Genomic DNA, 25,597 nt, shown 5'->3' with positions numbered 1-25,597 from the left:
CATTCATCGCTGGATTACCAGACACCAGCTGAATTCGCAACGGACTGGCGAAACAGGAAATATGAAGAAAAACCAACCGACATTACTAACTGAAGGTCGTATCTAATCCTGGGGGCAGGTCAGTCGTGCCAGGCTCGTCAAACTATAGCCATGACCAATATCAGATAAAAAGCTAAATGAATCAATCGAATTGGTAAACTGCATACCAACCATCAATGTGGCATTCCCAGAGAAGAATAATTTCAGATAGATATTATCCCCATGCACACCCCAATCTGTGGCGGTTTTCAATAGCCGCCACGCCATTCTGTCTGTCTGAGAAATCCTTATGCCCAACCACGAGAATCTGCGAGAGATACAGGCGTCGCTGTCAGTATTGCCGGATAGCCTGCACCAGCGCGTCATTGACCACATTGAACAACTGATCCAATACGAACCCGTCATCGGCATTATGGGGAAAACCGGTGTAGGTAAATCCAGCCTATGTAATGCACTGTTTCAGGGGGAAGTGTCCCCGGTCAGTGATAACAGCGCCTGCACCCGGCAAGCTCTTAGGTTCCGGCTGTCATCAGGACAACGCAGCATTCTGTTTGTTGATTTACCCGGTGTCGGTGAGAGTGAGGATAGGGATCGTGACTATGTGGCACTCTACCAGCACTGGCTGCCGCGCGTTGATATTGTGCTCTGGTTACTCAAGGCCGATGACCGAGCGCTTGCCATTGACCAGCATATCTATCGCACCGTTATCGGTGAGCGCTACCGTGACAAGATACTGTTCGTTCTGAATCAGGTCGACAAGCTGGAGCCCAGTCACGAATGGGACTGGGAGTCACAGCAACCCTCACTCAATCAGTCAGGCAATATTTATGCCCGTCGTGTCGCAGTGCGTTCCACCTTCTTTCCGACCCATCCGGTCTGCGCCGTGTCGGTAAAAACTGGCTGGGGCATGGCAGCAATGGTGGAGACGCTGTTTCAGTGTTTACCGCCTAAGGCCAGTAGCCCGTTGTCGGTTCGGCTACAGCCCAACTGGCGTTCAGTGGCTATTGAGAACCGGGCTCAGGATGATTTTGCCCAGTCGGTCGGCGACGTACTTGATAGCGGGATTGCGCTGCCTGTCGTCCCCGCACCACTAAAAATACTTATCGGCGGCCTCAAACAAACCGTGGTGTCACTCGCCCGCTCATTGTGGTCCTTGCTGTTCTAGGCAACATCTAACCTTTTCATTCCCATCCGGCCCTGTCGCTTTTGCGCCAGGGCTTTTATTTATTCTTTTTCTGAGGACATTCCTATGGTTCGTTTAGCTTCCCGCTTTGGTGCTGCCAATGTTATCCGTCGTGACCGACCGTTAACACACGATGAATTGTTCCGCGTGGTCCCCAGCGTGTTTAGTGAGGACAAGCACGCGTCGCGCAGTGAACGCTACACCTGTATCCCAACCATTACCCTGCTGGATAGTCTCCAGCGTGAAGGGTTCCATCCCTTCTTTGCTTGCCAGACCCGCGTCAGGGATATCGGTAAACGCGAGCACACCAAGCATATGTTACGCCTGCGCCGGGAAGGACACATCACCGGCCAGCAGGTGCCGGAGATTATTCTGCTGAACAGTCATGACGGCTCAAGCTCGTATCAGATGCTGCCGGGGCTGTTTCGCAGTGTGTGTCAGAACGGCCTGATTTGTGGTGAATCGTTGGGTGAGGTTCGGGTGCCACACAAAGGCGATGTGGTTGGGCGGGTGATTGAAGGGGCTTATGACGTGCTGGACACCTTTGCGCGTATCGATGAGAAGCGGGATGCGATGCAGTCACTGCTGTTGCCGCCACCGGCTCAGGTGGCGCTGGCAAAGGCGGCACTGACCTACCGCTTTGGCGAAGACCACCAACCGGTTACAGCAGCGCAGATACTGGCTCCACGCCGCTGGCAGGACGAATCCAATGACCTGTGGACCACCTATCAACGGGTACAGGAGAACCTGATAAAAGGCGGGCTGACGGGTCGCTCCGTGCAGGGAAAGCAGGCCCGCACTCGGGCCGTCAACGGGATTGATGGCGATATCAAACTCAACCGAGCGCTGTGGGTGATGGCGGAAACCATGCTGGCGACATGCCGGTGAGTGATGAGCCGAGTGTTATTACTCTGTAACCACCTGGACAGGGTATGTCCAACCGTTAGCATTTGCCCCCATAGCCTGTTTACCTCAATGGCCCTTCAGGCCGCATCCCACCGGCTTTCTTACTGAAAATAAAAATATTTTTCACAGTGTCCATACCCTGACCACGCCCCTCTTTAAAGTAATCACAGGACTTTCATTCCGTTAACTGCCTCAGGAGGCTGCACCATGACACAGGCTGACCGCCGATATGACCGGCTGGCCGTCAGGCTGTCATTGATAATCAGCCGATTACTGGCGGGCGAAACGCTGAGCGTCAGAAAACTGGCAGCAGAGTTCGGCGTCTCGACCCGTACCTTGCGGCGGGACTTTCGTGAACGGCTGATGTATCTCGACCTGGAATACCGTAACGGCCTTTGCCGTTTGCCGGAGCACCATAACCCGGCACGTCATGAGCAGGATGTGTTGATGTTTGCCCGCCAGACTGGCGTAGGTGTGTTCTTTCCCGGTCTGGATAACCGGCTGGTAAACACCCTGCTGGACAGCGGCGAGGACGCGCCCTGTCTGGTCTGGCATCCGCCCTTGCGCGGTACGCCGACACTGCCGGGGCATTTTTACCGTCTGACTCGGGCAATTGGTGAGCAGCTACGTGTCACGGTTTTGGCCGACGGTCAGCGCTATGACGGGTTATCGCCTTACCGGCTTATCTGCCTGTACGGCGAATGGTATCTGGTGGCCGAATCGCTGGGGCATCTTCTGGTCCTGCTGCTGCATGAGATTCACGGCGTGACGGTGTCCACCGAGTCATTCCAGCGCCGCGATGATATCTGCCACCTGACCACGCAATCCGGCTTCATCACGGCATTGCCGCATTTTCGCTTTATTCACGACGTTCTGACCACTTTCGGCACGTCTCCGACCACATAAGTCAGGGACGCGATGCCAACACCAGAGAAAACCAGAAAGACAGATAAAGAAGGACAGTACCGGTAGTTGCACACAGAGGCCGTTACCGGACAGTTCAGTGAAGGACCACTCCTAGCGTCACGGACAGGCACAGTCCTGTCTTGACGATATTTATGATGACTTCAACATAAAGGATACGATGATGTTTACATACCTTCCGGGCAAACGGGGATGGCTGATAATCGGGCTGTTGACCACCTTCTCCACGCACTCAGCAACCGAGTTCCCCACTCAGGTTAACTGGTTCTCCTTAAAAGCGCTTGGCTGGACCAACACGGATGGGATAAGTGACGACGAGTTAGGCCGCCGAATATACAAAGGCAGAGCGATTTTTAACTACCCCTGGACTGAGCAGTTTTTTGTCAGAGATGGCTCCGGTCCACTGTTTCTGGCGAATAAAAAGGCCAAAACCCTTTCCCTGGTGAAAGTAAATACGCGGTCACAATCACCCGGTGACCTGGAGGTCACCTATCGTGGTAACAAAACCAGCAACTGTACCTATGAAATTACCGACAAAAAGACCTACTTCAATGCCAATTTTGCCAACGACAAGCCTGAGGAGCCGACGTTATTACTGAGCATTCCAGAGAAGTGTATCGACCAGAAAAAGATGGCAGAAATTCAGGCACAGAAACGCGAACAGGAGCAGAAACTGGGTAAATGGCTGGTCGACGGCGTGAACAAAGAGCACTACCGCCGTTACGGCTACTGACCCTGAGACGTGTCTATTCACACCAAGGAACCCGTATGAAACACATTCCTTCACTTCTGCTTGCAGGCGCACTGCTGTTGCCGCTATCCGCACAGGCCGTACCGAACCTGTGGAGTGCCGATTCTGGTCAGGGTGTCACCGAATATCGGATAACCAATACCGAGGGCAGTGTCTTTACCGTTAACTGTACCGGCAACCCCGACGAGGACAACACGCTACAACACAGCGTGGCGGTGTCGCCCGTGAATGGTCAAGGTGTTGATTCCCATTTTTCCACTGAGGCGTATATCGTCGTCGTTATCGATGACCAGCAGTACGGTATTCCGTCCTCGTTAGGATGGCGCAATGCGGATAATGCCTGGTTCGCGTTTATTGAAGCAATTGGCAGCGCAACGCAGTTTGACGTTTATCTCGATGACCGGCATGTGGGTGCCTGGGAGCCCAGGCAAAAGAACGTGCAGAAGGTGCTGGCTGATATCGCGTCGTGCGCCACGACACACCGGGAATAATCGGGAGAGATAACGCCATGCCCATTATTGCCATCATCGTTATTGTCGTGGTTGTCATTATCTTAAGTAAAACTGGTATCTCGGACAGTCTTATTGGTCTGGTTATCGCCACCGTTGCAGGGTTGCTAACTGGCAGCGGAACCGCAGGCGTCGCCAGCGTGGCGCTGACACCGTTTCTGGGTATCCCGATAGGGCTGTTTATCGGTGTAACGGTGTTTGCCAAAGTACTGCGCTGGTTTTCCCGACGTTAGTGATAGCGTTAAACACACAAAGTAAACCCATCCCCGCCCCTGTTGCTTATGCAGCGGGGCATTTTATTTATTAAGGAATCACCATGTCATGTAATTCATTGGCAGGCGGCATCGCGTCCAGAGAGCAGCGCATCATCCATATGGCGTTGTGCCTGCTGGAAAAGCGAGTGCGTAAAAATGCGCGGCAGTTTAAAACGTCTGAAGACACCAAAAGCTGGTTAATGTTGGAACTCAGCAGTCTGGAGCGTGAAGTCTTTATGGTGCTGTATCTGGATAACCAACACCGCCTGATAGAAAAGGAAGTTATCGCGCTGGGCGGCATCAACAGTACCGAAGTGCATCCGCGTGAAATCCTCAAAGCCTCACTGCGTCATAACGCCGCCGCCGTGATACTGGCACACAATCATCCTTCCGGCTGTGCCGAGCCCAGCCAGGCTGACCGCCATATCACCGACAAGTTGAAGGATGCGCTGTCACAGGTCGATGTCAAAGTCCTCGACCATCTGGTGGTCGGCGGTGCTGATGTAGTGTCGTTCGCTGAACGTGGCTGGCTGTGATGACAACGCTTACCATCGAACTCTTATAAGGGAAACATCATGTCATCAATAGAGGCCCCGGAATGGGGACTAAAACGTGCTGTCACGCCGCAATTCGGAGCCAGGCTGGTTCAGGAAGGTCACTATCTTCATTATCTGGCAGACCGGGCCAGCATTGTCGCTACGTTTAGCAAAACAGAAGCCCAAAGTCTGGAATGTTGCTTCCCTGAGCTGATTAAGCTGTTAGAGCAGAAGCTACGCACGGGTGAACTGAATCCCCGTCAGCAGAACTGCGTCACGTTGTATTGCAACGAATGGACCTGTGAAGCCGATACGCTGGGCAGTTTTGGCTACGTGTATATATCTATTTATCCCACTTCTGCTGCAACACACTAATCCACAGTTTCTCTACTCACCTTGTGCATTCCCCTGATTTCATTGATCTAACCTGAAGAGAGTATAGCCATGCAAACATCACCTGCAATCCCGCCACGGGAGGATCAATCCTGCCCGCCATCCATAGCCGTCTGGCAGCAACTGCTGACCCATCTGTTGGAAAAGCACTACGGCCTCACGCTGAATGACACACCGTTCTGCGAGGAGAACGTGATTCAGGCGCATATCGATGCTGGTATCACGTTGGTCAATGCGGTGAATTTTCTGGTAGAGCGTTACGAACTGGTACGCATCGATCGCAACGGCTTTAACTGGCAGGAGCAATCACCGTTTCTCACGACTGTCGATATCCTTCGCGCCAGATGTGCAACGGGCTTACTTAAGGCATAAAGATCTCGAGCTGTTTTCCAGTAACACCACACCAAACCTGTTTATCCTTCTCCCCGATGCATAATGCGCCAGTCCTTACCGGCTGGCGCATTTGCTTTTATGTATGGACCACAAACTATGCAAAGTGAACCCGAGGTTTTAACCGAACACACCGAACTGATTTGCTCGACCAATATCGAACACGTAGTCACCGGACGTGATGCCGCGCTGCAACAGATAGAGCAACTCCTCAATCAGCTACAATCTATTTCAACGCTAACGGCGACTATCGGCGGCGGCACTGCTGAAGACTGGGCATTGAAACAAGGGCATCGTTACGATTGCTGGCTAACAGAAACGCCTGACAAGGCGATGCCCGCCATCACCCGCACATTGGATCGCAATATCTGGCGCGACCTGATGTTGAAATCCGGCATGTTGTCGCTGATGGATGCTGAAACTCGCAGCCAGTGGTATAAAAATCTCGATGAAGGGGAGCTACCGGCCATCAGCGAAGCCAATATCCTCAGCACCTTTGAGCAACTTCACCAGAGCAAGCTGGAAGTATTCGAGCGTGGGGTCATCAACGTATTCAAAGGGCTATCGTGGGATTACAAGACCAATCACCCTTGCTACTTTGGCAAGAAAATCATCATCAGCAATCTGGTGACCTACAACCGTTGGGGCTTTGGCCTGAACTGGGGCTGGCGACGCGATCAACTGGCCGATCTAGAGCGTATGTTCTATCTGCTGGATGGTAAACCGATCCCCGATAACCGGGGCGATGTCACCATCCGGTTGATGGACCATATCCGCGATAATCCTCACAAGCAGGAATACGAGGATGAGTTCTTTAGCGTTCGTTATTTTCAGAAAGGCACCGGGCATCTCACCTTTAAACGTCCTGACCTGATCGATCAGATGAATGACATTATCGCCAAACATTATCCGGGGGTGTTGGCAGCGAGGTAGGTAGTCACTTGCAAACTCACATACCCTTATATAAAAATACTGGGCCTCAGTGATTGCTATTTCCGCTATTAATAGCAGGAATAGCATCATAGCAAGGGGAGCAGAGTGATTAGCCACTAGAGTTTGAGGAAAAAACCAGATGAGATTCCTAGACCTAAGCCACGATCGATTTCGCAATATAGGCGTCATTCATCTATAAATAGTGTTGATCTGAGTTGACAGAATTTACTTACATACGCCGTTACATAATGTTTTGGCATACAATGCAAGCAATCTAAAATACACATAACTTATTGATTTTATGGTGCCGATAATAGGAGTCGAACCTACGACCTTCGCATTACGAATGCGCTGCTCTACCAACTGAGCTATATCGGCTTTGGGATCGTCGTGGCGAGAGCCAGACGTAAACTACGGGGTGACAAATTAGTGATAATGGTACGTCAAGTCAAGCGTTTGGCGATCGTCTGCTGGTTTTATCAGCATCCACGCTGTTCTGATAATTTTCCGTGCTAATAACGCTATAGGCTATAGCTTTTCGGCTTAACGGACGCGCATGCGGAGCATGTTTCCTATGTCACCATGTTCTTCGGGTGAAGTACCAGAAAGACATCCCTAATCATGTGAAAACACCGTTTTATTTGCAGATAAATATTCCTTTTTTATAAAGCATGATATTTACAATAAAAATATCTTTTTACCTTTCCGATATAAATGCAATACATAACAAAACCCAAGTGTACTGTTTAGGATAATTCCCTATTCTTTTTATTTTCTATTTTGCTCTACTTAAATAACCAAGACGACAAGGCAGTGTTCTTAATGTGAAGTTTTCAATAATATTTTTTCGACGACAAGGTTATTGCTAGCGTAGTCATAGAGCGCGGTAAGAGGAAATAGACCATGAATATGAAACCACTGTTTTTAGGCTTAATTTTGGGAACCAGTTACATTGGCATGGTGGCAGCAAATGGTCTGGATTCCGCCCGGGCGTCAGCAGAATCGGCCCTCAGTCACAATCGCACTGAAGCGAGAGAAAAAGCGTCAGAAGCGCGAACCAAGGCGCATGAGCATGAAGTCCAGGCGCGAGAAAAAGCAAATGATTTCAAAGCGGATCTCAAATCAAGGGAGCCAGAAGCCAGAGAACGGGCAGATAAAATCAAAGCCGATGTGAAATCCCGAGAACCCGAAGCCAGAAATGACGCCAAAAAAGGCTGGGCTGACGTCAAATCGAAAGCGGATAATTTTAACAGCCGCGCGGAAAAGAATGCTCGTGAAACCGCCGACTCCATCCACAATGCCGCAGAGAAGCATCAGCGTTAATATGAAATAACGCACTATTGTAATAGAGGATAAGTCATTATTACCCTTTATCCTCCGATAGCAAGACAGGTTATGTATTTGTGAATACGCCGCACAAAGCATAGCCTGTTACTATTGGAGGATATTTCTCTGATGCGGTTATTTTATTGCAATTCTATTGCTGTATTACATTTTACGTTAAATACATATAACACAGAAAAAATTCACAATTGGAATGAGATGTCTTATTTAGACAAAAAGAGAAAAGTAATAAAACGGAGTGAAAATAACGCTGCGCATATCTCTCGATATACGCAGCTATGCATTGATTAGGCGCGAATCAAATCGTCACCATAACCAATCCACTTATAGGTGGTCAGCGCTTCCAGCCCCATTGGGCCGCGCGCATGCAGTTTCTGGGTACTGACCGCCACTTCCGCGCCCAGACCAAACTGGCCACCGTCGGTGAAGCGTGTACTGGCGTTGACATACACCGCAGAGGAATCCACTTCACGCACGAAGCGTTCCGCATTGCTCAAGGAGCGCGTCAGAATCGCATCAGAGTGCTGTGTACCGTGTTCGCGAATATGGGCAACCGCCGCATCCAGGGAGTCCACCAGCGTAACGTTCAGGTCGTTAGAGAGCCATTCGTCGTTATAGTTGGCCTCTTCCACCGCAACGACGCTTGCCGGGCCACCGGTCAGATAGGGCATGGCTGATGGGCTGGCGTGGAGCGTAACGCCTGCCGCCGCCATTTTCTTGCTCAGCGCTGGCAGGAAACGGTCGGCAATATGTTGGTTGACCAGCAGCGTTTCCAGGCTGTTACAGGCGCTAGGGCGCTGCACCTTGGCGCTTTCAATGACGGTCAGCGCTTTGTCGAAATCGATGCTGTCGTCAGCATAGATGTGACAAACGCCGATACCGCCAGTGATGACCGGAATTGTCGATTGTTCACGGCACAGCTTATGCAAGCCAGCACCACCGCGCGGAATCAGCATATCTACGTAGCGATCCAGCTTCAGCAGCTGATTGACCAGCTCACGATCCGGGCTTTCAATCGCCTGTACCGCAGCGGCTGGCAGGCCGCATTGCGACAACGCCTGCTGAATCACTTTTACCGTCGCCGCATTGGTGCGGTACGTCTCTTTTCCACCGCGCAGAATCACCGCGTTACCGGTTTTCAGGCACAGGGACGCCACATCAATGGTGACGTTCGGGCGCGCTTCATAAATCACACCGACCACGCCCAGCGGCACGCGGCGACGCTCCAGCTTCAGCCCGTTATCCAGCATGCTGCCGTCAATCACCTGCCCCACGGGATCGGTCAGGCGACATACCTGACGCACATCGCTGGCAATCGCGCTCAGCCGGTCCTGCGTTAAGAGCAGACGATCCTGCAACGCCTCACTCATGCCATTTTGGCGTGCATCGGCTAAATCCAGCGCGTTAGCCGCCAGAATCGTCGCACTCTCGGCTTCCAGCAAATCCGCAATCGTCAGCAGCGCGCGATCTTTTTGCGCCGTGCTCAGGACCGCCAGCTGATAAGAGGCCGCTTTTGCCGCTTTACCCATTTGTTCAAGCATCGCGAACTCCTTAATTGATAATCATATCGTCGCGATGGATAGCCACCGGACCATATTCGTAGCCAAGAATCTCGGCAATCTGTTGAGAATGGTGTCCGGCAATCATACGCAGTGCATCGCTGTTATAGCGCGTCACGGCATGCGCCACATCGCGGCCCGCCAGACTACGCACGCGGATCACTTCACCACGAGAGAAGTTCCCTTCTACGGTGCGGATGCCTTTAGGCAGCAGCGAACTGCCGCGTTCGAGGATCGCCGAGAGCGCGCCGTCGTCGACGGTAATTTCCCCCGCTGGCGGTGCACCGAAAATCCAGTGTTTGCGGCTTTCCAGCGGCGCATCGAGCGCATGAAAACGTGTTCCGACGGAGATATCCGCAATCACATCGCCAATCACGCCCGGCTTGCTGCCAGCGGCAATCACCACGTCGATACCGGCACGGCAGGCCACATCGGCAGCCTGTAATTTGGTCGACATGCCGCCCGTTCCGAGGCCCGATACGCTATCACCCGCAATGCTGCGCAGCGCATCGTTGATGCCAGTGACTTCACGGATCAGCTCCGCATCGGGATTATTGCGTGGATCGGCGGTAAACAGCCCAGCCTGATCGGTCAGCAGCAGCAGTTTATCTGCATCGGCCAGAATCGCCGCCAGCGCAGACAGGTTGTCGTTGTCACCCACCTTGATCTCAGCGGTCGCAACAGCATCGTTTTCATTGATGACCGGAACGATATTGTTATCCAGCAGCGCCCGCATGGTGTCGCGCGCGTTGAGGAAACGCTCGCGATCTTCCATATCCGCACGCGTCAGCAGCATCTGCCCGACGTGAATACCGTAGATGGAAAACAGCTGTTCCCACAGTTGAATCAGGCGGCTTTGGCCCACGGCGGCCAGCAGTTGTTTGGTCGCAATCGTGGCGGGGAGTTCGGGGTAACCCAAATGTTCACGCCCGGCGGCAATCGCCCCTGAGGTGACAATAACAATCCGATGCCCTGCCGCATGTTGCTGCGCACACTGGCGCACCAGTTCAACAATGTGGGCACGGTTAAGACGGCGCGAACCGCCGGTTAGCACGCTGGTGCCCAGTTTCACAACCAAAGTCTGGCTGCCGCTCATAATTTCTCTGCCGTTGAATGTCAAAAAATAAGAATAAGGAAAACGTTGTAGCAGGACAGACGCGTTATGCCAACAGGCACAACGCGAAAACCTGCGAATAAATCGGGGATCGTCAGGGAAGTATCACGGTCGTGCGACGAGGGTACAGACGGGTTCCAGCGAGTGCAGCTGTTTCTCCAGACGGACATGGAAAGCCTTTCTGGCATTTTCCACCTGTTCCATCACGGCTTTGTCCTTGATTTTTTCTTCACGCCAGTTGCCCTGTTTATCGAACAAACCGTAGTGATAGTCATAGGTAAAGCCTTTGCCAGTATCTTCCAAATTCAACCACCAGCCCCAGAACTCACGACTTTCTGGCGCAGGCTTGATATTGACGCAAACCGCCAGGCAATCAAAGAAGAACGCGGTATCCTCGCACTGCGCTTCACGGATATAAGGCCCCAACGACGTAAAATTTTTCATGAGTCGGCTTTTGGGGTGTCCACTCGGTAATATCATTTACGATCTCCTCTGGTTGAACCTTCTTTTTAGCAGAGAATGGCAATTTATCAACCACCTGGCATCAGGTTACTGCCCGACGCCCGGCTTTTCTGCCTCAATAACAATACGCTGTCATGCTACGAATTTAGGCTGCACGGCAAAGCGTGAAAGCCCTGTTTCAGCGTGTGGCGCAGGCAATGCCAGCAGCGTTTGCAGGCGTTCAGTAAAATAAGCGTGAACCGGACGCTTGCCGTCCAGCACGCTTCGTAGCTGTTCTTCCGTAAACGGCGTCAGCCTGAGCAGCGCTTCGAAGATCTCTTTCCGCTCTTCCTGCACGCTGAGTGACAGTGGCGTTACTCCATCATCATTGCTTTGACAGAGATCCGCACCGTAGGCATGCAGCATCGCCAGCATGCGGGCGGACACCGACTCAGGGCGCGGCGGGAAATCAATAGCGCGGCGGCTCGTTATCGCACACAGCGCGGGCGTCATGCCACCTGCGCCACGCGCATTCGGGTTCGCACCATAGTGCAGCAGAACCTCAAGACAATGCTGTGCGCCCTGTTTCGCCGCCAGCATCAGTGGCGTCATCCCGTGTTCGCCCCACGCGATGTCTTTCTCTATCCCCTGTTGCAGCAGTGCCTCAAGCGTCGCTTTACGCCTTTCCGGCGTCACGACCACATTATAAATAACGCGATGCAGCGGCGGAGCAAGGTGACTTGCGGTTTCCGCATTGAGGCTAACGCCTTGTTGAATCAGCCAGTTTAGCACCTGAGGACGACACCCTGCCGCAGCGGCATAAGCCATGTTCATCCCGTCCGGTGCCGTGCTATGCAGGTTCATCCCACAGGAATGCAGGTGTCGGAAAATATCAAGCAGCACGCTTTCATGCGGGCTGGACGGTGAATACAGGAGCAGCGCCATCCCCAGCGGAAGCGCACCGCTTTCTTGCAGTACCTGCTGCTGACTGAAATCCGCACCGTGCGCTATCAGCAGATCGATCAAATCAGCATGATATTGTCCGGTGACGATCATCGCCTCACAGAGCGTATAAAGCGCTGGCCACGTCGTCGGCGTGTCGTCTTCCTCTTCCCACATCGTATAGCCAATATTGGGGGAAGCGCCCGCTTCCAACAGATGCTGAAGGGTGGAAGAAAACACGCGATGGACGCGGCTATCCGTTACCGCAGCCTTGGCTCGCAGCACAAGATATTGCGCCAGCACCGTCCCCTGATTGACATCATTTTCGCGCTCAGCATCGCGTTCATACTCTGCGTCATCGTCATCATCGTCAGATTCATGTTGTTCAAAACGCAGCGGATAACGGCGATCGAGATCGGTAGTCCGTGCCGCAATACGCCGTACCAGCGCAGGAGGAAACGACCTTTCCAGCGCATCCAGCAGAATGCTGTGCGCAGGCACATCGCAGCGCATATCCGGGAAGGTATCCAGCAAGAACGCACATAACGGCGCAGGCAGGCCGCAATGCAGCGCCATTTCCAGCCAGGTCACCGAGGTTTTCTGTTCCTGATGTTTCGGATCATGATGAAATGACAGCGTAAAACCCGCTTTCCGCATCCCTTCCCGCTCGGCCTGCGCAACAATCGACTGAAACACCTCCAGCGTCATCCATGCTCCGGCGTGCCGAAATACCGTTTCCAGTATCGACGTCCCCGTCAGCCGTACCGGGCTATCCGCCTGGAACAGCCGCATTAACAAAAAACGATCCTGCTTTTCCAGCAGAATATCGACGGAATGGCGTTTCTCAGCCTCGGGATGAAACAGGACAGGCTGATTGATATCCAGCCCGTTTGCCAGCAACACCCCCAACATCGCACTGCGCTGAGCATGGGTATAGACCGGGCTTTCGGGCAGATCAAAAAAACAGTGTAGCCAGCCGCGCCCCTGATTATCATGAAAATCCAGCTGGGCACCGTGCTGTAAAAGCAGCGCCGCAAGCTCAGGAGAGTAAGACGTGATAGCCGCGAAGAGCGCGCTTTCGCCCTCAGGCGTTTCGATACTCGCCCCTTTTTCCAGCAGATAGCGGACAAGATCGATCTCCGTGTCGCGATCCTGACTTAACTGATGCAGAACGGTTTGTCCGTCACTCAGCGCGTTGATGTCGCCCTGAGCCGCCAGATAGCGATCGATCAGTTTCCGCTTCTTGCTGGTAGGGATATCAGAGAAGCAAATCGTCTCTAACGTATCCGTTTTGGAAGATGAACCAAACATATACGACGTCCTTATCGCGGCAACGAATGATGGGAAGACGGCTCGCCAGCGCTGAGTCGCGCAATCTGTTGGCGTAGCTGATCGGAGAAATAGCAGTAGCGGTTGCCCTGCGCCAGCCAGTCCAGCAGCCGATGCATGTCATCCAGAGTGGGAGACAGTATCTCCAGTAGCGCTTTAAACACCGCTTCGTGTTTATTGCGAATACAGCGGACCAGCAGATCGTTACCCTCTTCGTCCACCCGCGTTATCGTCACGCCATACAGATGAAGCAGCGTCACAATTCGCGCCGCCGCCGCATCCGCGCGGTGTAACGCACAGCGCAGGGGCGTCATGCCGTTGGCACTGCGGGCATGCGGGTTGGCTCCCCGCGCCAGCAACACCTCAGCACACTTCGCTTCACCATAGTAAGCCGCGCACATTAGCGGCGTGAATTGTTCATCAATCGAGAACTCATCAATATTCGCGCCGTTATCCAGCAGTACCGCGACGGTTTCCGCACGCCGCTCCGGCGTCAGTGCTTCATCGCTATACAGGCTGATGGTTTTATGCAAAACGGGGGAATTGTCGAATCCGCTCAGGGTGTGAATATCCACACCGTGTGCAATAAGCCACTGTAAAACCTGTGGTCGAGAACCAATCCCCGCAGCTGCTGCCGTATTGATCAGGTAAGCATTGGTCGCCTGCAAATCCATACCGTGTTCGTACAGGTAGTTCATCACCTGAAGCAGCACATCTTCATGTGTCGAATTGTAGCCACGCTGAAGCAGCGTAATGCAGAGCGGTTCGCTGACCGCACTTTTCTTCACGTTGAAATTCGCACCGTGTGCCACCAGTAAATCCAGCAGGTCGGGGCGAAAGTTATTCTGCGACACCATTTCAACGCAGACGAGGTAAAGCAATGACCAGTTCCGCATTTCATAGCTACGCCCTCCGCTCATTTTATCGACCAGAGGCGACGCGCCGTATTGCAGCAACAGGCTCATGGCATCGTAGAAATAGGCGTAATAGTCAGGCTCGCTCAGCGCCTTTATCAGACGGTTGTCCACAAACTGCATCATGGCCGAGCTACCGACGTCAGGGTACGCATCGGCTTCCCACCCGCTCTGTTTTTTCCGGCCAGAAGAAATGAACAGGGAATAAGGACGATCGATATCCGCCGTTTTTTGAATAATTCGCTCCACCAATTCAAGCGAATAGCGGTTAAGTAACGTGTCCAGAACGAAGCTGTAATTGCTTAAATCACAGCGGATATCAGGATAGGTATCGAGCAAGCATTCACAGAGTCGCTCATCCGCACAATAAAAAATGGCCATTTCCAATAGCGAACCATCGGTACGAATCTTCTTGTCTTCGGAAAGAATCACGCCGGGTTCACGATAAGCCGCTCCCCCCGCCCGTTTCACGATCTGCTGAAAAAGCGGCAGCGGCAGCCACTCGCTTTTATAGTTAAAAATGCGTTCAAAAATGCCGGTTTCGGCGAAATGAATCGGGACATCGAGCTGAAAGATGTGCTCCAGCAGACTGACATCTTTCTCACAGAGCACGATCTCAATCGGAAAGCTGGTCTCCAGCGATGTCCAGAAAATGGTTTCACGATTGAGATCCAAACCGTAGCGTAACAACAGATCCAGCATTTGCTTACGCTGCTCGTCGGTGTAGGTATGTCGATCCTGAGGACAGTACAGGTAGTTCAGCCACGAATTGCTGAAGAAATTGAGGTAGTGCACATCAGCGTCGTACTGAAGATAAAGCTCGGCAAGCTCCAGATGGAAAAACTCGATCGCATTATGCAATGCGCTGAATCCTCCAGGCTGTTCAATAAAAGCCCCTTTATCCAGCAGGTAACGAACCAGCTCTGTATCCGGTGCGTCCGTACTTACCGTAAGCAAACCGAGTACATTAGCATTATGAGGCTGCCTTTCATTGATGCTGCCACCCTGTGCCAGAAAGCGGTCGATTTGTCGTTTTTTCTTTTCCAGCGGTAATGCTGAACAGCAGATGTCATGCAGGCTTTGCTGCTGACGAGACAATATTCCCCACATCATTGCATCCTTCAACGATCCCCAAACGGGTAAAAATTGTTTATGAACCATCTGGCATGACGGCCCCTATCTCTCCCCTTATCCGCACAGGCTTTCCTGAAAAAGCATTGCCGTTCGACACGGGGTATTCAATACTCTGGTCTCTTCGTTTTCGTTCATTGAGAAGTGACGCCCATGCCCCATTGTATCGCCGAACATTCGTCAGACATTGATGTAAATGCCCTACTTCCTGCGATCTATCGCGGTGCGCTTGAATCCGGTTTGTTTGCCAGCGACGGCAGCGACATCAAAGTCAGATCTCTTGCTTACGATAGCTACACGACAGGTGACGAACGAGCCAGCTTTATTCATGTGGCAATCAAGGTGCTTTCCGGGCGGACGGAGGAGCAGAAAAACAGTCTCTCCAATCGGGTACTTCAGAAGATTGAAGCGCTGGGATTGAAGAACCTGTCAGTGACGGTTGAAGTGATTGATATGGACAGGCTTTGCTATGCCAAAAAGATCCTGTGACCGACGGTTATCGTCTGGCAGGAACAGCGGCCTGTGTAGCGAAGATTCGCCTGCACAGACCGTGCGTTGCGCCCGCTCTTCTACACTTTGTCCTGCAGCCATCCGCTGATTTGCTGTAGTGCGCGGTGGAAATTCTGGTACACCGGCGAGAAATTCACCGGCAGCAGTTTCCCTTGTGCGGATGAATTCACAATCAGGCTGGCCTCTTCTTTCGGGCAGAGCGGATCGTTATCCCAATAGCCTGCCAGCATCGGCGTCGGGCAGCGGCGTCCTAGCAGCCCCTGCGTTTTCAGCGAATAGCGTCCCAGTTCGGTTTTCAGCGAGGTATCCGTCGAGAACGGCATACCCAGTCGGCTCGCCAGCACATCCATAAACATATCCGGCACCTGCTGCTGGCGAGTCGGATCGCTTAACAGGTGGTGCACTACCGGGCCGAGACAGGCCACGCCGCGCAAGCGCTGCGATTCCAGATATGCCAGCCGAACGGCAATATTGGCACCAAAACGGAAACCAAACGCGGCAACGCGAGTGTGATCGACCCACGGAACATCCGGTAACGCGCGCAAGACCTGCTGATGCAGGAAGCTGGAATCCTGAGTCAGCTTCCAGCGGGAAGAAAATCCAACGGAGGGAACATCAATCGTCAGCATTGCCATGCCCGCTGGCGCAAAATAGTCCTGAAACAGGCGATGATAATCGCTCTGCAACATTTCCAGGCTGCCACACATCAGAACAGTAGGGAAAGGCGCTTTCGCCTGCGCTGGCATATGCAGAAAACCGGTCAGCGTACCGCCGCCCGTAATCGGGAAGGTTAATTCTTTGAGTTCATAAGGCAGATATTTAGCCGCTTCTTCATAGGCGCGGTTTGCCAGCGTTTGCGCCTGCTCCGCCAGCTCATCGCCTTTAATATGCGGGTAGGCAGCAATGCTGTAGAGGTTGGCGGCATTCAACCAGAGTTGCCCGGTTTGCGATTCATCGCGACTCTCAAACGCCCGCTGCTGCCAGTATGCGCCCTGCTTCGCCCATTCATAAATCCAGTTACCGCCTCGATAGCCGATCACCGTATCGAGCAGTTGCTCGTTGCTTCTGTCAGCTTTGCTGGCAGCGATGCGCGACAGCACATCTTCGATTTCCCACGGGTCGACACCACGCCAAATCCACATCAGTCGGTTAATCATCCGATACCAACTGCGGGTCTTCTCCCCTTCCAGCGTAGAATGCAGCCCCTGCACATCCTGACTATTCCGCGTACGTCTGACCAACGTCGAGGTTTCTGGATGTTTAAAGGATGGTTTGAATAGCGTTTCAGACAGGTTAGCTTGCGCCACAGCAGCCTCCGTTAATGTAAACCGCTGTTAGCGGACATCAGACGACTTCTTCGTCACCCGCTAAAGTGTAACGAACTCAGGCCAGAGAAGACAAACATCAACAGCAGAAACACACGATCGGATCAAAGCCTGCGCTAGAAATGACGACCGTTCAGAAACAACCGTCGCCATAAACACTAATCGTCATAAATACCCATCGTCAAAAACGACAATGCCCGGCTAAACCGGGCATTGATGGAAATCGATATTTATCGGTCGGGCGATTAACGGCCAGACAAAGGCGGAACAAACACCACGCCCATATCCCACGGCTGTTCAATCCAGGTGTCCTGCGGGATATCGATCACGTAGTCGTCAACCAGCGGTTTACCAGCAGGTTTCGCGAAAATGGTCACAAAGTGCGCTTTCGGGTACATATCACGAATCGCTTTCGCCGTACCGCCCGTGTCAACCAGATCGTCAATCACGATAAACCCTTCGCCATCTCCCTCGGCACGTTTCAGCACTTTCATTTCGCGCTGGTTGTCGTGGTCATAACTGGAGATGCAAACGGTATCAACGTGACGAATGCCCAGCTCACGCGCCAGCAGCGCGCTTGGCACCAGACCACCGCGGCTAACGGCAATGATGCCTTTCCATTGATCGGCAGGCAGTAAACGCTGTGCCAGTTTGCGGGCATGAATTTGCAACATATCCCAGGTTACGACGTACTTTTCGCTCATAAAATATATCCCAGCCGAATAAAAAACGGCTTAAGTTGAGTCTGAGGGGGGAAAAAGGTTGCGCGAGATTATAGATAGCCAACAACATAAAAACCAGTTTTTCTCAACGTGAGAATCGAGTTTTTCCTGACAACCTGCGCCCTGCCGACCCCATTGGTTCATATTGCAGCAGTAAAAATAAGGCAGAGCCGACGGCAATTCCCCTGCTTTGATGGAAAATGATATTCTGTTGTGACACGCCATGTTATATGGCTAACTGCGATTAACTTTTAACCTATAGCCCTGCCCGCCAGAACGCGAAGGCTGGCCGCTAAAAAGGAGACTGAAATAGTGTCTGAATTGTCTCAACTTTCCCCCCAGCCGCTGTGGGATATTTTCGCCAAGATCTGTTCCATTCCGCACCCGTCTTATCATGAAGAAGCATTGGCCGCGCACATTCTGGAATGGGCTAAAGAGAAAGGCATCTATACCGAGCGCGATCAGGTCGGCAATATTCTGCTGCGCAAAGCGGCAACCGCAGGTATGGAAAATCGCAAACCTGTCGTGTTGCAGGCGCATCTGGACATGGTGCCGCAGAAAAACAACGACACCGTACACGATTTCACTACCGATCCGATCCAGCCTTATGTTGACGGCGAATGGCTGAAAGCACGCGGTACCACGCTGGGCGCGGATAACGGCATCGGTATGGCTTCTGCGCTGGCGGTGCTGGCCGATCCGAACGTTGAACACGGCCCGCTGGAAGTGCTGCTGACCATGACAGAAGAAGCCGGTATGGATGGCGCGTTTGGTCTGCAACCTAACTGGCTTCAGGGTGAAATCCTGATCAATACCGATTCGGAAGAAGAAGGCGAGATCTACATGGGTTGCGCCGGCGGTATTGATTTCATTACCCGCCTGCCGCTGGTGCGTGAACTGCCACCTGCTGGTTACCACACGCTGAAGCTGACGATTAAAGGGCTGAAAGGCGGCCACTCCGGCGGTGACATCCATCTGGGACTGGGCAACGCCAACAAGCTGCTGGCACGTTTCCTGTTCGAGCAGGCGAAGGCGCTGGATCTCCGCATTCTCGATCTGAACGGCGGGACGCTGCGTAACGCGATTCCGCGTGAAGCCTTCGCCACGCTGTCGCTGCCTGCCGCTAACGTCGAGCAGTTGAAAGCGCTGAGCCAGGACTATCTGGCCGTACTGAAAAATGAACTGTCCGCCGTTGAGAAAAACGTGACCGTGCTGGTGGAAGCCAGCGACAGCAATGAGCATCCGTTGACGCAAGACAGCCGCGACCGCCTGCTGGCACTGCTCAACGCCACGCCGAACGGCGTGATCCGCATGAGCGACGAAGTCAAAGGCGTGGTAGAAACGTCGCTGAACCTCGGCGTTGTGACGATGGAAGACGACCACGCGGAAATTATCTGCCTGATTCGTTCACTGATCGACAGCGGTAAAGACGCCGTCGTCGGTACGCTGACGGCGCTGGGCCAGTTGGCTGGCGCGAAAACGTCACCGAAAGGCGGCTACCCAGGCTGGCAGCCGGATGCGCATTCGCCGGTCATGGCGCTGGTACGCGAAACGTATCAGAAGCTGTTCAACAAGACGCCGAACATCATGGTGATTCACGCCGGTCTGGAATGCGGTCTGTTCAAAAAGCCGTACCCAGACATGGATATGGTTTCCATTGGACCGACCATCACCGGGCCACACTCGCCGGATGAACAAGTGCATATCGGCAGCGTCGATCTGTACTGGAAATTGCTGACAGCGCTGCTGAAAGCGATTCCGCCACGCGCTTAATCGCGTAGTCGTAAAATTCAGGGCGGCGCATAGACGTCGCCCTTTTTTATCCTCAACTCAACAGCCTTATCCCCAATCAAACACCAGCTGTCGCTCAATTTGCGGGTCGAGCAGCGTCACATGCAGCCCAACCAGCCGGACGCCTCTGGATTTACGCCGCTCCTGCCAGGTTTGCCGCGCCAGCTTCAACAGATCCTGTTTATTCAGTACCGGCCACACATGCTCCTGCGTCGTTTGCTGAAAATCATCAAACTTGAGTTTGACGCCCTGACGCGCAATATGCAGATCGGGCTTCACCCGTTTCAGGCGGACTTCCAGCTCCTCATAAAGCTGTTCGATCAGATTTTCACACTGTTCCCAGTCGTTAATATCCTGCGCCAGCGTCTTTTCCACGCCAACCGATTTCCTCAGCCGATCGGGTGAAATCCGTCGCTCATCAATCCCCTGACACCGTTCCCACAGCACGCGGCCAAACTTGCCGAATTCTTTCAGCAGATCCGCCAGCGCATACCCCCGAACATCCGCGCAGGTATGCAGGCCACGTTCTTCCAGCCGTTTCGCCGTCACTTTCCCCACGCCGGGGATCTTCTCCAGCGGTAGCGCCAACAGGAAATCATCCACCTGCTCCGGTGTAATTACATATTGCCCATTCGGCTTATTTAACTCAGAGGCGATCTTCGCCAGAAACTTGATCGGCGCAATCCCCGCCGAGGCGGTCAGATTCAGTTCATCCGCGATGGTTCGACGGATTTCTTCGGCGATGCGCGTCGCCGAACCGTTGCAGTGCGGGCTATCGGTGACATCCAGATAGGCTTCATCCAGAGAAAGCGGTTCGATCAGCGACGTGTAGCGAGCGAAGATCTCGCGAATTTGGCGCGAGGTGGACTTATACACGTCCATGCGCCCAGGCAACAACGTGAGGTGTGGACAGAGACGCAAGGCGGTTGCCGTCGCCATCGCACTGCGGACACCGTAGCGTCGGGCAGGGTAGTTAGCTGTGCTGATGACGCCACGGCGATCGGCGCTTCCACCAATCGCCAGAGGAATATCGCGCAGGCGCGGGTTATCACGCATCTCAATTGCTGCGTAGAAGCAGTCCATATCAACATGAATGATTTTGCGCATACTGGCCCTCTGACAATACTGTATGAATATACAGATCAAAGTCAGTATAGACAAGCTGCGCGATGCCTGCCGCGTTTACTGGGCGATCAGCATAACCAGCTTAAATTCGCTCTGCATGGCAGGGTGGAAAGTCTGTTGATGATAGGCAATATCGCCAAGCGAAGGATGGTGGAAACGTCGCTCGCCGCCTTCACGGGCGGTTACCGCCTGCTGTGACCACCAGAGATTGAATTCACGGCTTTCTTCACACAGCGACATCACGATTTGCCGAACGGCGTCAGTCGGCGCGTAATGGCTTGATTCCGCGCGGAACTCCGCCACCACCCGCTTCGCGCGTTCCGGCCAATTAACCACCAGCGATCGAGCCAGCGGATTCAGAAACATGAAACGCAGCAGGTTAGGCTCGGGATCGTTCCCCAGCCATCCGGCAAACAGCTGTGCCGACGGCGCATTCCACGCCAGCATATTCCAACTGCCATCCAGAAGATACGCAGGACAAGTAATGTGATGCAGGCTGGCGGCAATCTGCGCATCCGGCGGCGTTGCCCTATTCTGCTTCTGAGGATCTTTCACGCCAGCAAGGCTAAAAAGATAATCATGCTCTGCGGGTTCCAGTTTTAACGCCTGCGACACGCGGAGTAGCGCCGATGCCGAAGCGGACACATCACGCCCTTGTTCAAGCCAGGTATACCAGGTGGTGCTGATGCGGGCGATTTGCGCCAGCTCTTCGCGACGTAATCCGCTGGTGCGCCGCCGCCCAGAGGCTGGCAGGCCGACCATTTCCGGCGTAGTCCGCTCACGCAGCACCCGTAAGAAAGCCCCCAGCGCTTTTGGGCCACTCAGCGAATTGGCAGGTATAAACGAATGTGCAGACATAATCAGGTGTCCTTTTCATCCCGCTCGTATAGGTGGCTTGCGATGGCGGCGGCATTAATGAAAAACAGGTTAATCAAACAGGGAGTATTTTATACCCGTATAAATGCTCATATTGTACCCGTATTTTCTCCTCACTATAGTGTTCTCAGACCGACGTCTTCTTTAGTGGCTGGCGCGCCGCCGTTTAATCCATGATGAAACGAAAACAGTTCAGATAAATAAAGCGAGAGCAATGATGGAAGAAAAACAGAACCATAATCATCGCGTCGAACATCAGTTCGGCTCACAGGCGCAGAACTACCTGACCAGCGCAGTGCATGCGCAGGGCAAAGATTTAACCCAACTGGCCGCTTTATTAGCGCCTTTCCCGCAGGCGCGCGTGATCGACGCCGGTTGCGGTGCCGGACATGCCAGCTTCGTTGCCGCACAGGCTGTCGCGGAGGTTGTCGCCTACGATTTGTCTTCCCAAATGCTGGACGTGGTGAGTCAGGCTGCGGCGCAGAAAGGGCTGAATAACATCCGCGTTCAGCAAGGTGTCGCCGAGTCTTTGCCGTTCGAGGATAGCAGCGCAGATATCATCATCAGCCGTTATTCTGCGCATCACTGGCATGATGTCGGACAGGCGTTACGTGAAATGCGGCGCGTCCTGAAACCGGGTGGGCGCGTGATCATGATGGATGTCGTTTCGCCCGGTCATCCGCTGCTGGACAGCTATTTGCAGACGGTAGAAAAGCTGCGCGATACCTCACACGTGCGCAATTACGCGCCGGGCGAATGGCTGAGCTTCTTTACCGACGCAGGGTTTATCGTGCGTAACGTCACCAGCGATAAGCTGACGCTGGAGTTCAGCAGTTGGATCGCCCGTATGCGCACGCCAGAACATTTCGCGGTCGCGATTCGTGAACTGCAAAAAACGCTGCCGGACGAAGTGGTACAGCATTTTGACGTACAGACAGATGGTTCCTTTGTCACCGACATTATGATGATAGAAGCCACTCGCGCCTGATACGCTTTCCCCGCAATTAACGACCTCAAATTGGACGGCCCGCATCCTTTCGGGTCGTTTTTTGTAAATGTTATTTTTTAGCGCTTTTCAACGCTTGATTAATATGAAACCAATGATAATGTGATTTCGTTTTCGTCGTGACCTATTCGCCGACGGAATATATACCGATAACGGCTGTCCCCACGCTTTCGCTAAAACACCAGTAGCGCGGCGCGGATGCCGCGTGTAGCAGGCAATTTTATTATCAGGAATCATAATGCAAAAAATCGCGCTGTCGTTTGCGATGTTGTTTTTTTTGCCTTCTCTTGTTATTACCAGCGAAGCCAGTGTTGTTACCAGCGCCGCCAGCGAGACCGCACCACCGCTAGCGCCGATAGCAAAAGAATTAAAACAGCAATTATTAGGCTCTCCGATCTATATTCAGATCTTTAAAGAAGAGCGAATATTCGAACTTTATGCGAAAGTCGGTAACGAATACCGTTTATTGGAACAATACCCCATCTGTAAATATTCAGGCGGATTAGGACCAAAACGCGTTGAAGGCGATTTAAAAAGCCCGGAAGGTTTCTATCAGGTCGATCTGCGCCAGCTCAAGCCAGACAGCCAATATTACCGCGCGATCAATATCGGCTTCCCCAACGATTATGATAAATCACAGGGATATTCTGGTCGCTATTTGATGATCCACGGTGAGTGTGTGTCGGTCGGCTGCTATGCCATGACCAACACCTACATGGATGAGATTTATCGCTATGCCGAAGCTGCGTTGCGCAACGGGCAGGCGAAGATTGATATCGCCATCTACCCGTTCCGTATGACGGAACAGAACATGCAGCGCCACCGAAATTCCACCTACGCCAGCTTCTGGAAGCAGCTTCAGCCGGGGTATGCCTATTTTAATCAGCATAATCAGCCACCGGCCGTCACGGTGTTTAACGGACAATACGTCGTTAACCCACCGTTGATGACCAGCCAGCCGACCTTAAAGTATGCGCTCGCCGAAACAAAATAGAACGAATTCACCTGGCATAATCTGATGCCAGGTTTCGTTGCCCGTTAGCGGCTGCGTCGCCAGCACGGTGACGACATCATTGGGTGTCGTCTGCTGCTGAAAATCAATCTCCACATCCTGATCCAACAGCGTCGCTTTACCAAACGGCGCGCGACGAGTGATCCAGTAGAGTTTGGTTGAGCAGTACCCCATCACAAAGCGCCCGTCCGACAGCAGCATGTTAAACACGCCTTTCTCCCGCAAGACATCCGCCTGTTTGGCGATATAGCGGAATACCGCTGGCCAGTTGCCCGGCGTACGCGGGTAGCGTTCAGCCAGTTGGGACAGCAGCCAGCAGAAAGCAAATTCGCTGTCCGTCTGGCCAACAGGGCGAAACATGCCCGTTTTCAGGGTGTGGTAGCCTTTCAGTTGCCCGTTGTGGGCGAACGTCCAATTCCGCCCCCACAGCTCGCGCGTAAAGGGATGGGTATTTTCCAGCGACACCGCGCCGCGATTGGCCTGCCGGATGTGTGAAACCACCGCACATGATTTGATAGGGTAATCCTGCACCAGCCGAGCAATCGGCGAATTATAGCTTGGCAGCGGATCTTTGAACGTACGACAGCCGTTCCCTTCATAAAAGGTAATTCCCCAGCCATCCCGATGCGGTCCGGTTTTCCCACCGCGCTGTATCAGCCCGGTAAAGCTAAAGCAGATATCCGTCGGTACATTCGCGCTCATCCCCAGCAGTTCACACATCTGACTTTCTACCCTTCCCTTCTTGCCCTTTTAGAGCGTATTAACGTGGCTTACTGATCCGCCATCTCTTTTTCAATCAGTTGAATCAGGATGTGAATCGCTTTGATATGGATTTCCTGAATACGGTCGGCATAGCCAAAGTGCGGAACACGAATTTCCACGTCGGCTGAACCCGCCATTTTACCGCCGTCTTTCCCGGTCAGCGTAATGACCTTCATGCCCTTCGCTTTTGCTGCGGCAATGGCTTTAATAATGTTGCCGGAGTTGCCCGAAGTGGAAATACCCAGCAGCACATCGCCTTCACGTCCCAGCGATTCGACATAGCGCGAGAAGACAAAATCATAGCCAAAATCGTTGCTGACGCAGGACAGGTGGCTCGGATCGGAAATCGCAATGGCCGGATAACCCGGACGATTCTCGCGATAGCGCCCCGTCAGCTCTTCGGCAAAGTGCATGGCATCACAGTGTGAACCACCGTTACCGCAGGAGATCACTTTACCGCCCGCTTTAAACGCGTTAGCCAGCAGTACCGCAGCATTTTGAATCGACTGAATGTTCGCATCATCACTCAAGAAATTATTCAGTGTTTCTGCCGCTTCTTTCAGTTCACTACGGATTAAATCCTGATACATGGAATCCTCTCATTTTGTCTGGTGACAACATTCTATTCTCTATTGTCCAGCAGTGTAGCGGATCGTACCAACAGCGAGAAGCGCGTAATCACGGGATTGAGAGGATCGCTGATGCCCGTCAGAAAACACACGACTGCCGCTCGGTTTGTGAAGTGAGTTGTAATTATGATGTAAACGAATTGATAAAAATAATCAGATAAACTACAACGAATATAAGCAACAGGTCAGACCTCTTATGACATTGACCTATTACGCCTTATTTCACTGATAAAAACGGTTCTCGCTT

26 protein-coding genes and 1 tRNA gene are annotated in these 25,597 nt (G+C 52.8%); 15 read left to right on the top strand and 12 right to left on the bottom strand.

All coding sequences use genetic code 11. The annotated features are described in order from the left end of the window. Positions 1 to 328 precede the first annotated feature (328 nt). From Q3A88_RS15845 to Q3A88_RS15800, 10 genes are all read left to right on the top strand, one after another. Positions 329 to 1,204, top strand: a complete 876-nt coding sequence (locus tag Q3A88_RS15845; protein WP_317178261.1) for a GTPase family protein — start codon at positions 329 to 331, stop codon at positions 1,202 to 1,204. 84 nt (positions 1,205 to 1,288) lie between these two features. Beyond that, positions 1,289 to 2,110 (top strand): DUF932 domain-containing protein, encoded by an 822-nt coding sequence (locus tag Q3A88_RS15840; protein ID WP_317178260.1) that lies wholly within the window; start codon positions 1,289 to 1,291, stop codon positions 2,108 to 2,110. A gap of 225 nt (positions 2,111 to 2,335) precedes the next feature. Beyond that, complete coding sequence (locus tag Q3A88_RS15835) at positions 2,336 to 3,034, top strand: DeoR family transcriptional regulator (protein ID WP_317178259.1); 699 nt, start codon at positions 2,336 to 2,338, stop codon at positions 3,032 to 3,034. A gap of 178 nt (positions 3,035 to 3,212) precedes the next feature. Continuing rightward, positions 3,213 to 3,785 carry a hypothetical protein gene (locus Q3A88_RS15830; protein ID WP_317178258.1) on the top strand — a complete coding sequence of 191 codons (573 nt, stop codon included), beginning with the start codon at positions 3,213 to 3,215 and terminating at the stop codon, positions 3,783 to 3,785. A gap of 35 nt (positions 3,786 to 3,820) precedes the next feature. Further along, a complete protein-coding gene (locus tag Q3A88_RS15825; RefSeq protein WP_317178257.1) occupies positions 3,821 to 4,294 on the top strand; it encodes a hypothetical protein in 474 nt (157 codons plus the stop codon). A gap of 17 nt (positions 4,295 to 4,311) precedes the next feature. After that, a complete protein-coding gene (locus tag Q3A88_RS15820) occupies positions 4,312 to 4,545 on the top strand; it encodes a membrane protein (RefSeq protein ID WP_014916378.1) in 234 nt (77 codons plus the stop codon). 83 nt (positions 4,546 to 4,628) lie between these two features. Then, a complete protein-coding gene (gene radC / locus Q3A88_RS15815) occupies positions 4,629 to 5,102 on the top strand; it encodes a RadC family protein (protein WP_317178256.1) in 474 nt (157 codons plus the stop codon). A gap of 39 nt (positions 5,103 to 5,141) precedes the next feature. Beyond that, positions 5,142 to 5,477, top strand: a complete 336-nt coding sequence (locus Q3A88_RS15810; RefSeq protein ID WP_317178255.1) for a type IV toxin-antitoxin system YeeU family antitoxin — start codon at positions 5,142 to 5,144, stop codon at positions 5,475 to 5,477. Between the two features lie 69 nt (positions 5,478 to 5,546). Next, entirely contained in the window at positions 5,547 to 5,867 is a 321-nt protein-coding gene (locus tag Q3A88_RS15805) for a TA system toxin CbtA family protein (RefSeq protein ID WP_317178254.1), read from the top strand. 117 nt (positions 5,868 to 5,984) lie between these two features. After that, the gene (locus tag Q3A88_RS15800) at positions 5,985 to 6,818 is read left to right on the top strand and encodes a DUF4942 domain-containing protein (protein ID WP_317178253.1); all 834 of its coding nucleotides are present in this window, start codon (positions 5,985 to 5,987) and stop codon (positions 6,816 to 6,818) included. A gap of 302 nt (positions 6,819 to 7,120) precedes the next feature. On the opposite strand, the gene Q3A88_RS15795 is transcribed toward Q3A88_RS15800, so the two are convergent. Continuing rightward, positions 7,121 to 7,196: transfer RNA gene (locus tag Q3A88_RS15795), tRNA-Thr, on the bottom strand. Between the two features lie 525 nt (positions 7,197 to 7,721). On the opposite strand from Q3A88_RS15795, the gene Q3A88_RS15790 reads away from it, so the two are divergent. Continuing rightward, positions 7,722 to 8,141: a hypothetical protein gene (locus Q3A88_RS15790; protein ID WP_317178252.1), complete on the top strand. Its 420-nt coding sequence runs from the start codon at positions 7,722 to 7,724 to the stop codon at positions 8,139 to 8,141. A gap of 308 nt (positions 8,142 to 8,449) precedes the next feature. Here the strand turns inward: Q3A88_RS15790 and proA are convergent, their stop codons facing one another. From proA to Q3A88_RS15765, 5 genes are all read right to left on the bottom strand, one after another. Then, positions 8,450 to 9,703: a glutamate-5-semialdehyde dehydrogenase gene (gene proA / locus Q3A88_RS15785; protein WP_317178251.1), complete on the bottom strand. Its 1,254-nt coding sequence runs from the start codon at positions 9,701 to 9,703 to the stop codon at positions 8,450 to 8,452. 10 nt (positions 9,704 to 9,713) lie between these two features. Further along, positions 9,714 to 10,817 carry a glutamate 5-kinase gene (proB, locus tag Q3A88_RS15780; protein ID WP_014916394.1) on the bottom strand — a complete coding sequence of 368 codons (1,104 nt, stop codon included), beginning with the start codon at positions 10,815 to 10,817 and terminating at the stop codon, positions 9,714 to 9,716. 123 nt (positions 10,818 to 10,940) lie between these two features. Further along, complete coding sequence (crl, locus tag Q3A88_RS15775; RefSeq protein WP_317178250.1) at positions 10,941 to 11,315, bottom strand: sigma factor-binding protein Crl; 375 nt, start codon at positions 11,313 to 11,315, stop codon at positions 10,941 to 10,943. Between the two features lie 114 nt (positions 11,316 to 11,429). Continuing rightward, entirely contained in the window at positions 11,430 to 13,529 is a 2,100-nt protein-coding gene (locus Q3A88_RS15770) for an ankyrin repeat domain-containing protein (RefSeq protein ID WP_317178249.1), read from the bottom strand. 11 nt (positions 13,530 to 13,540) lie between these two features. Next, positions 13,541 to 15,622 carry an ankyrin repeat domain-containing protein gene (locus tag Q3A88_RS15765; protein WP_317178248.1) on the bottom strand — a complete coding sequence of 694 codons (2,082 nt, stop codon included), beginning with the start codon at positions 15,620 to 15,622 and terminating at the stop codon, positions 13,541 to 13,543. Positions 15,623 to 15,745: 123 nt separating this feature from the next. Here Q3A88_RS15765 and Q3A88_RS15760 point away from each other — a divergent pair, with 123 nt between their 5' ends. Next, on the top strand, positions 15,746 to 16,081 hold the full coding sequence (locus tag Q3A88_RS15760) for a 5-carboxymethyl-2-hydroxymuconate Delta-isomerase (protein ID WP_317178247.1): 336 nt from the start codon (positions 15,746 to 15,748) through the stop codon (positions 16,079 to 16,081). An 80-nt stretch (positions 16,082 to 16,161) separates the two neighbouring features. Here Q3A88_RS15760 and frsA read toward each other — a convergent pair whose 3' ends face one another. Together frsA and gpt are read right to left on the bottom strand one after the other, a co-directional pair. Then, complete coding sequence (frsA, locus tag Q3A88_RS15755; protein WP_317178246.1) at positions 16,162 to 17,409, bottom strand: esterase FrsA; 1,248 nt, start codon at positions 17,407 to 17,409, stop codon at positions 16,162 to 16,164. Between the two features lie 263 nt (positions 17,410 to 17,672). Beyond that, positions 17,673 to 18,131, bottom strand: coding sequence for a xanthine phosphoribosyltransferase (gpt, locus tag Q3A88_RS15750; RefSeq protein WP_010282559.1), 459 nt, complete (start codon positions 18,129 to 18,131; stop codon positions 17,673 to 17,675). A gap of 330 nt (positions 18,132 to 18,461) precedes the next feature. On the opposite strand from gpt, the gene pepD reads away from it, so the two are divergent. After that, the gene (gene pepD, locus Q3A88_RS15745) at positions 18,462 to 19,922 is read left to right on the top strand and encodes a beta-Ala-His dipeptidase (protein ID WP_039280312.1); all 1,461 of its coding nucleotides are present in this window, start codon (positions 18,462 to 18,464) and stop codon (positions 19,920 to 19,922) included. 66 nt (positions 19,923 to 19,988) lie between these two features. Here the strand turns inward: pepD and dinB are convergent, their stop codons facing one another. Both dinB and Q3A88_RS15735 read right to left on the bottom strand, forming a co-directional pair. Beyond that, positions 19,989 to 21,047: a DNA polymerase IV gene (gene dinB / locus Q3A88_RS15740; protein ID WP_317178245.1), complete on the bottom strand. Its 1,059-nt coding sequence runs from the start codon at positions 21,045 to 21,047 to the stop codon at positions 19,989 to 19,991. Between the two features lie 75 nt (positions 21,048 to 21,122). After that, a complete protein-coding gene (locus Q3A88_RS15735; protein ID WP_317178244.1) occupies positions 21,123 to 21,923 on the bottom strand; it encodes a helix-turn-helix transcriptional regulator in 801 nt (266 codons plus the stop codon). Positions 21,924 to 22,092: 169 nt separating this feature from the next. On the opposite strand from Q3A88_RS15735, the gene Q3A88_RS15730 reads away from it, so the two are divergent. Together Q3A88_RS15730 and dpaA are read left to right on the top strand one after the other, a co-directional pair. Then, on the top strand, positions 22,093 to 22,929 hold the full coding sequence (locus tag Q3A88_RS15730; RefSeq protein WP_317178263.1) for a class I SAM-dependent methyltransferase: 837 nt from the start codon (positions 22,093 to 22,095) through the stop codon (positions 22,927 to 22,929). A 256-nt stretch (positions 22,930 to 23,185) separates the two neighbouring features. After that, positions 23,186 to 23,941, top strand: coding sequence for a peptidoglycan meso-diaminopimelic acid protein amidase (gene dpaA, locus Q3A88_RS15725; RefSeq protein ID WP_233991269.1), 756 nt, complete (start codon positions 23,186 to 23,188; stop codon positions 23,939 to 23,941). On the opposite strand, the gene Q3A88_RS15720 is transcribed toward dpaA, so the two are convergent. Continuing rightward, complete coding sequence (locus tag Q3A88_RS15720; protein WP_205592515.1) at positions 23,912 to 24,679, bottom strand: class II glutamine amidotransferase; 768 nt, start codon at positions 24,677 to 24,679, stop codon at positions 23,912 to 23,914. The genes dpaA and Q3A88_RS15720 overlap by 30 nt on opposite strands. 50 nt (positions 24,680 to 24,729) lie before the next feature. Next, a complete protein-coding gene (lpcA, locus tag Q3A88_RS15715; RefSeq protein ID WP_005975726.1) occupies positions 24,730 to 25,311 on the bottom strand; it encodes a D-sedoheptulose 7-phosphate isomerase in 582 nt (193 codons plus the stop codon). Between the last annotated feature and the right edge of the window lie 286 nt (positions 25,312 to 25,597).

This window comes from Pectobacterium sp. HCp5_1 (assembly GCF_032905925.1).
Taxonomy (GTDB): Bacteria; Pseudomonadota; Gammaproteobacteria; order Enterobacterales; family Enterobacteriaceae; genus Pectobacterium; species Pectobacterium brasiliense_A.
Note: the sequence above shows the minus strand (reverse complement) of the source record. Positions and strands in the feature narration are given on the sequence as shown.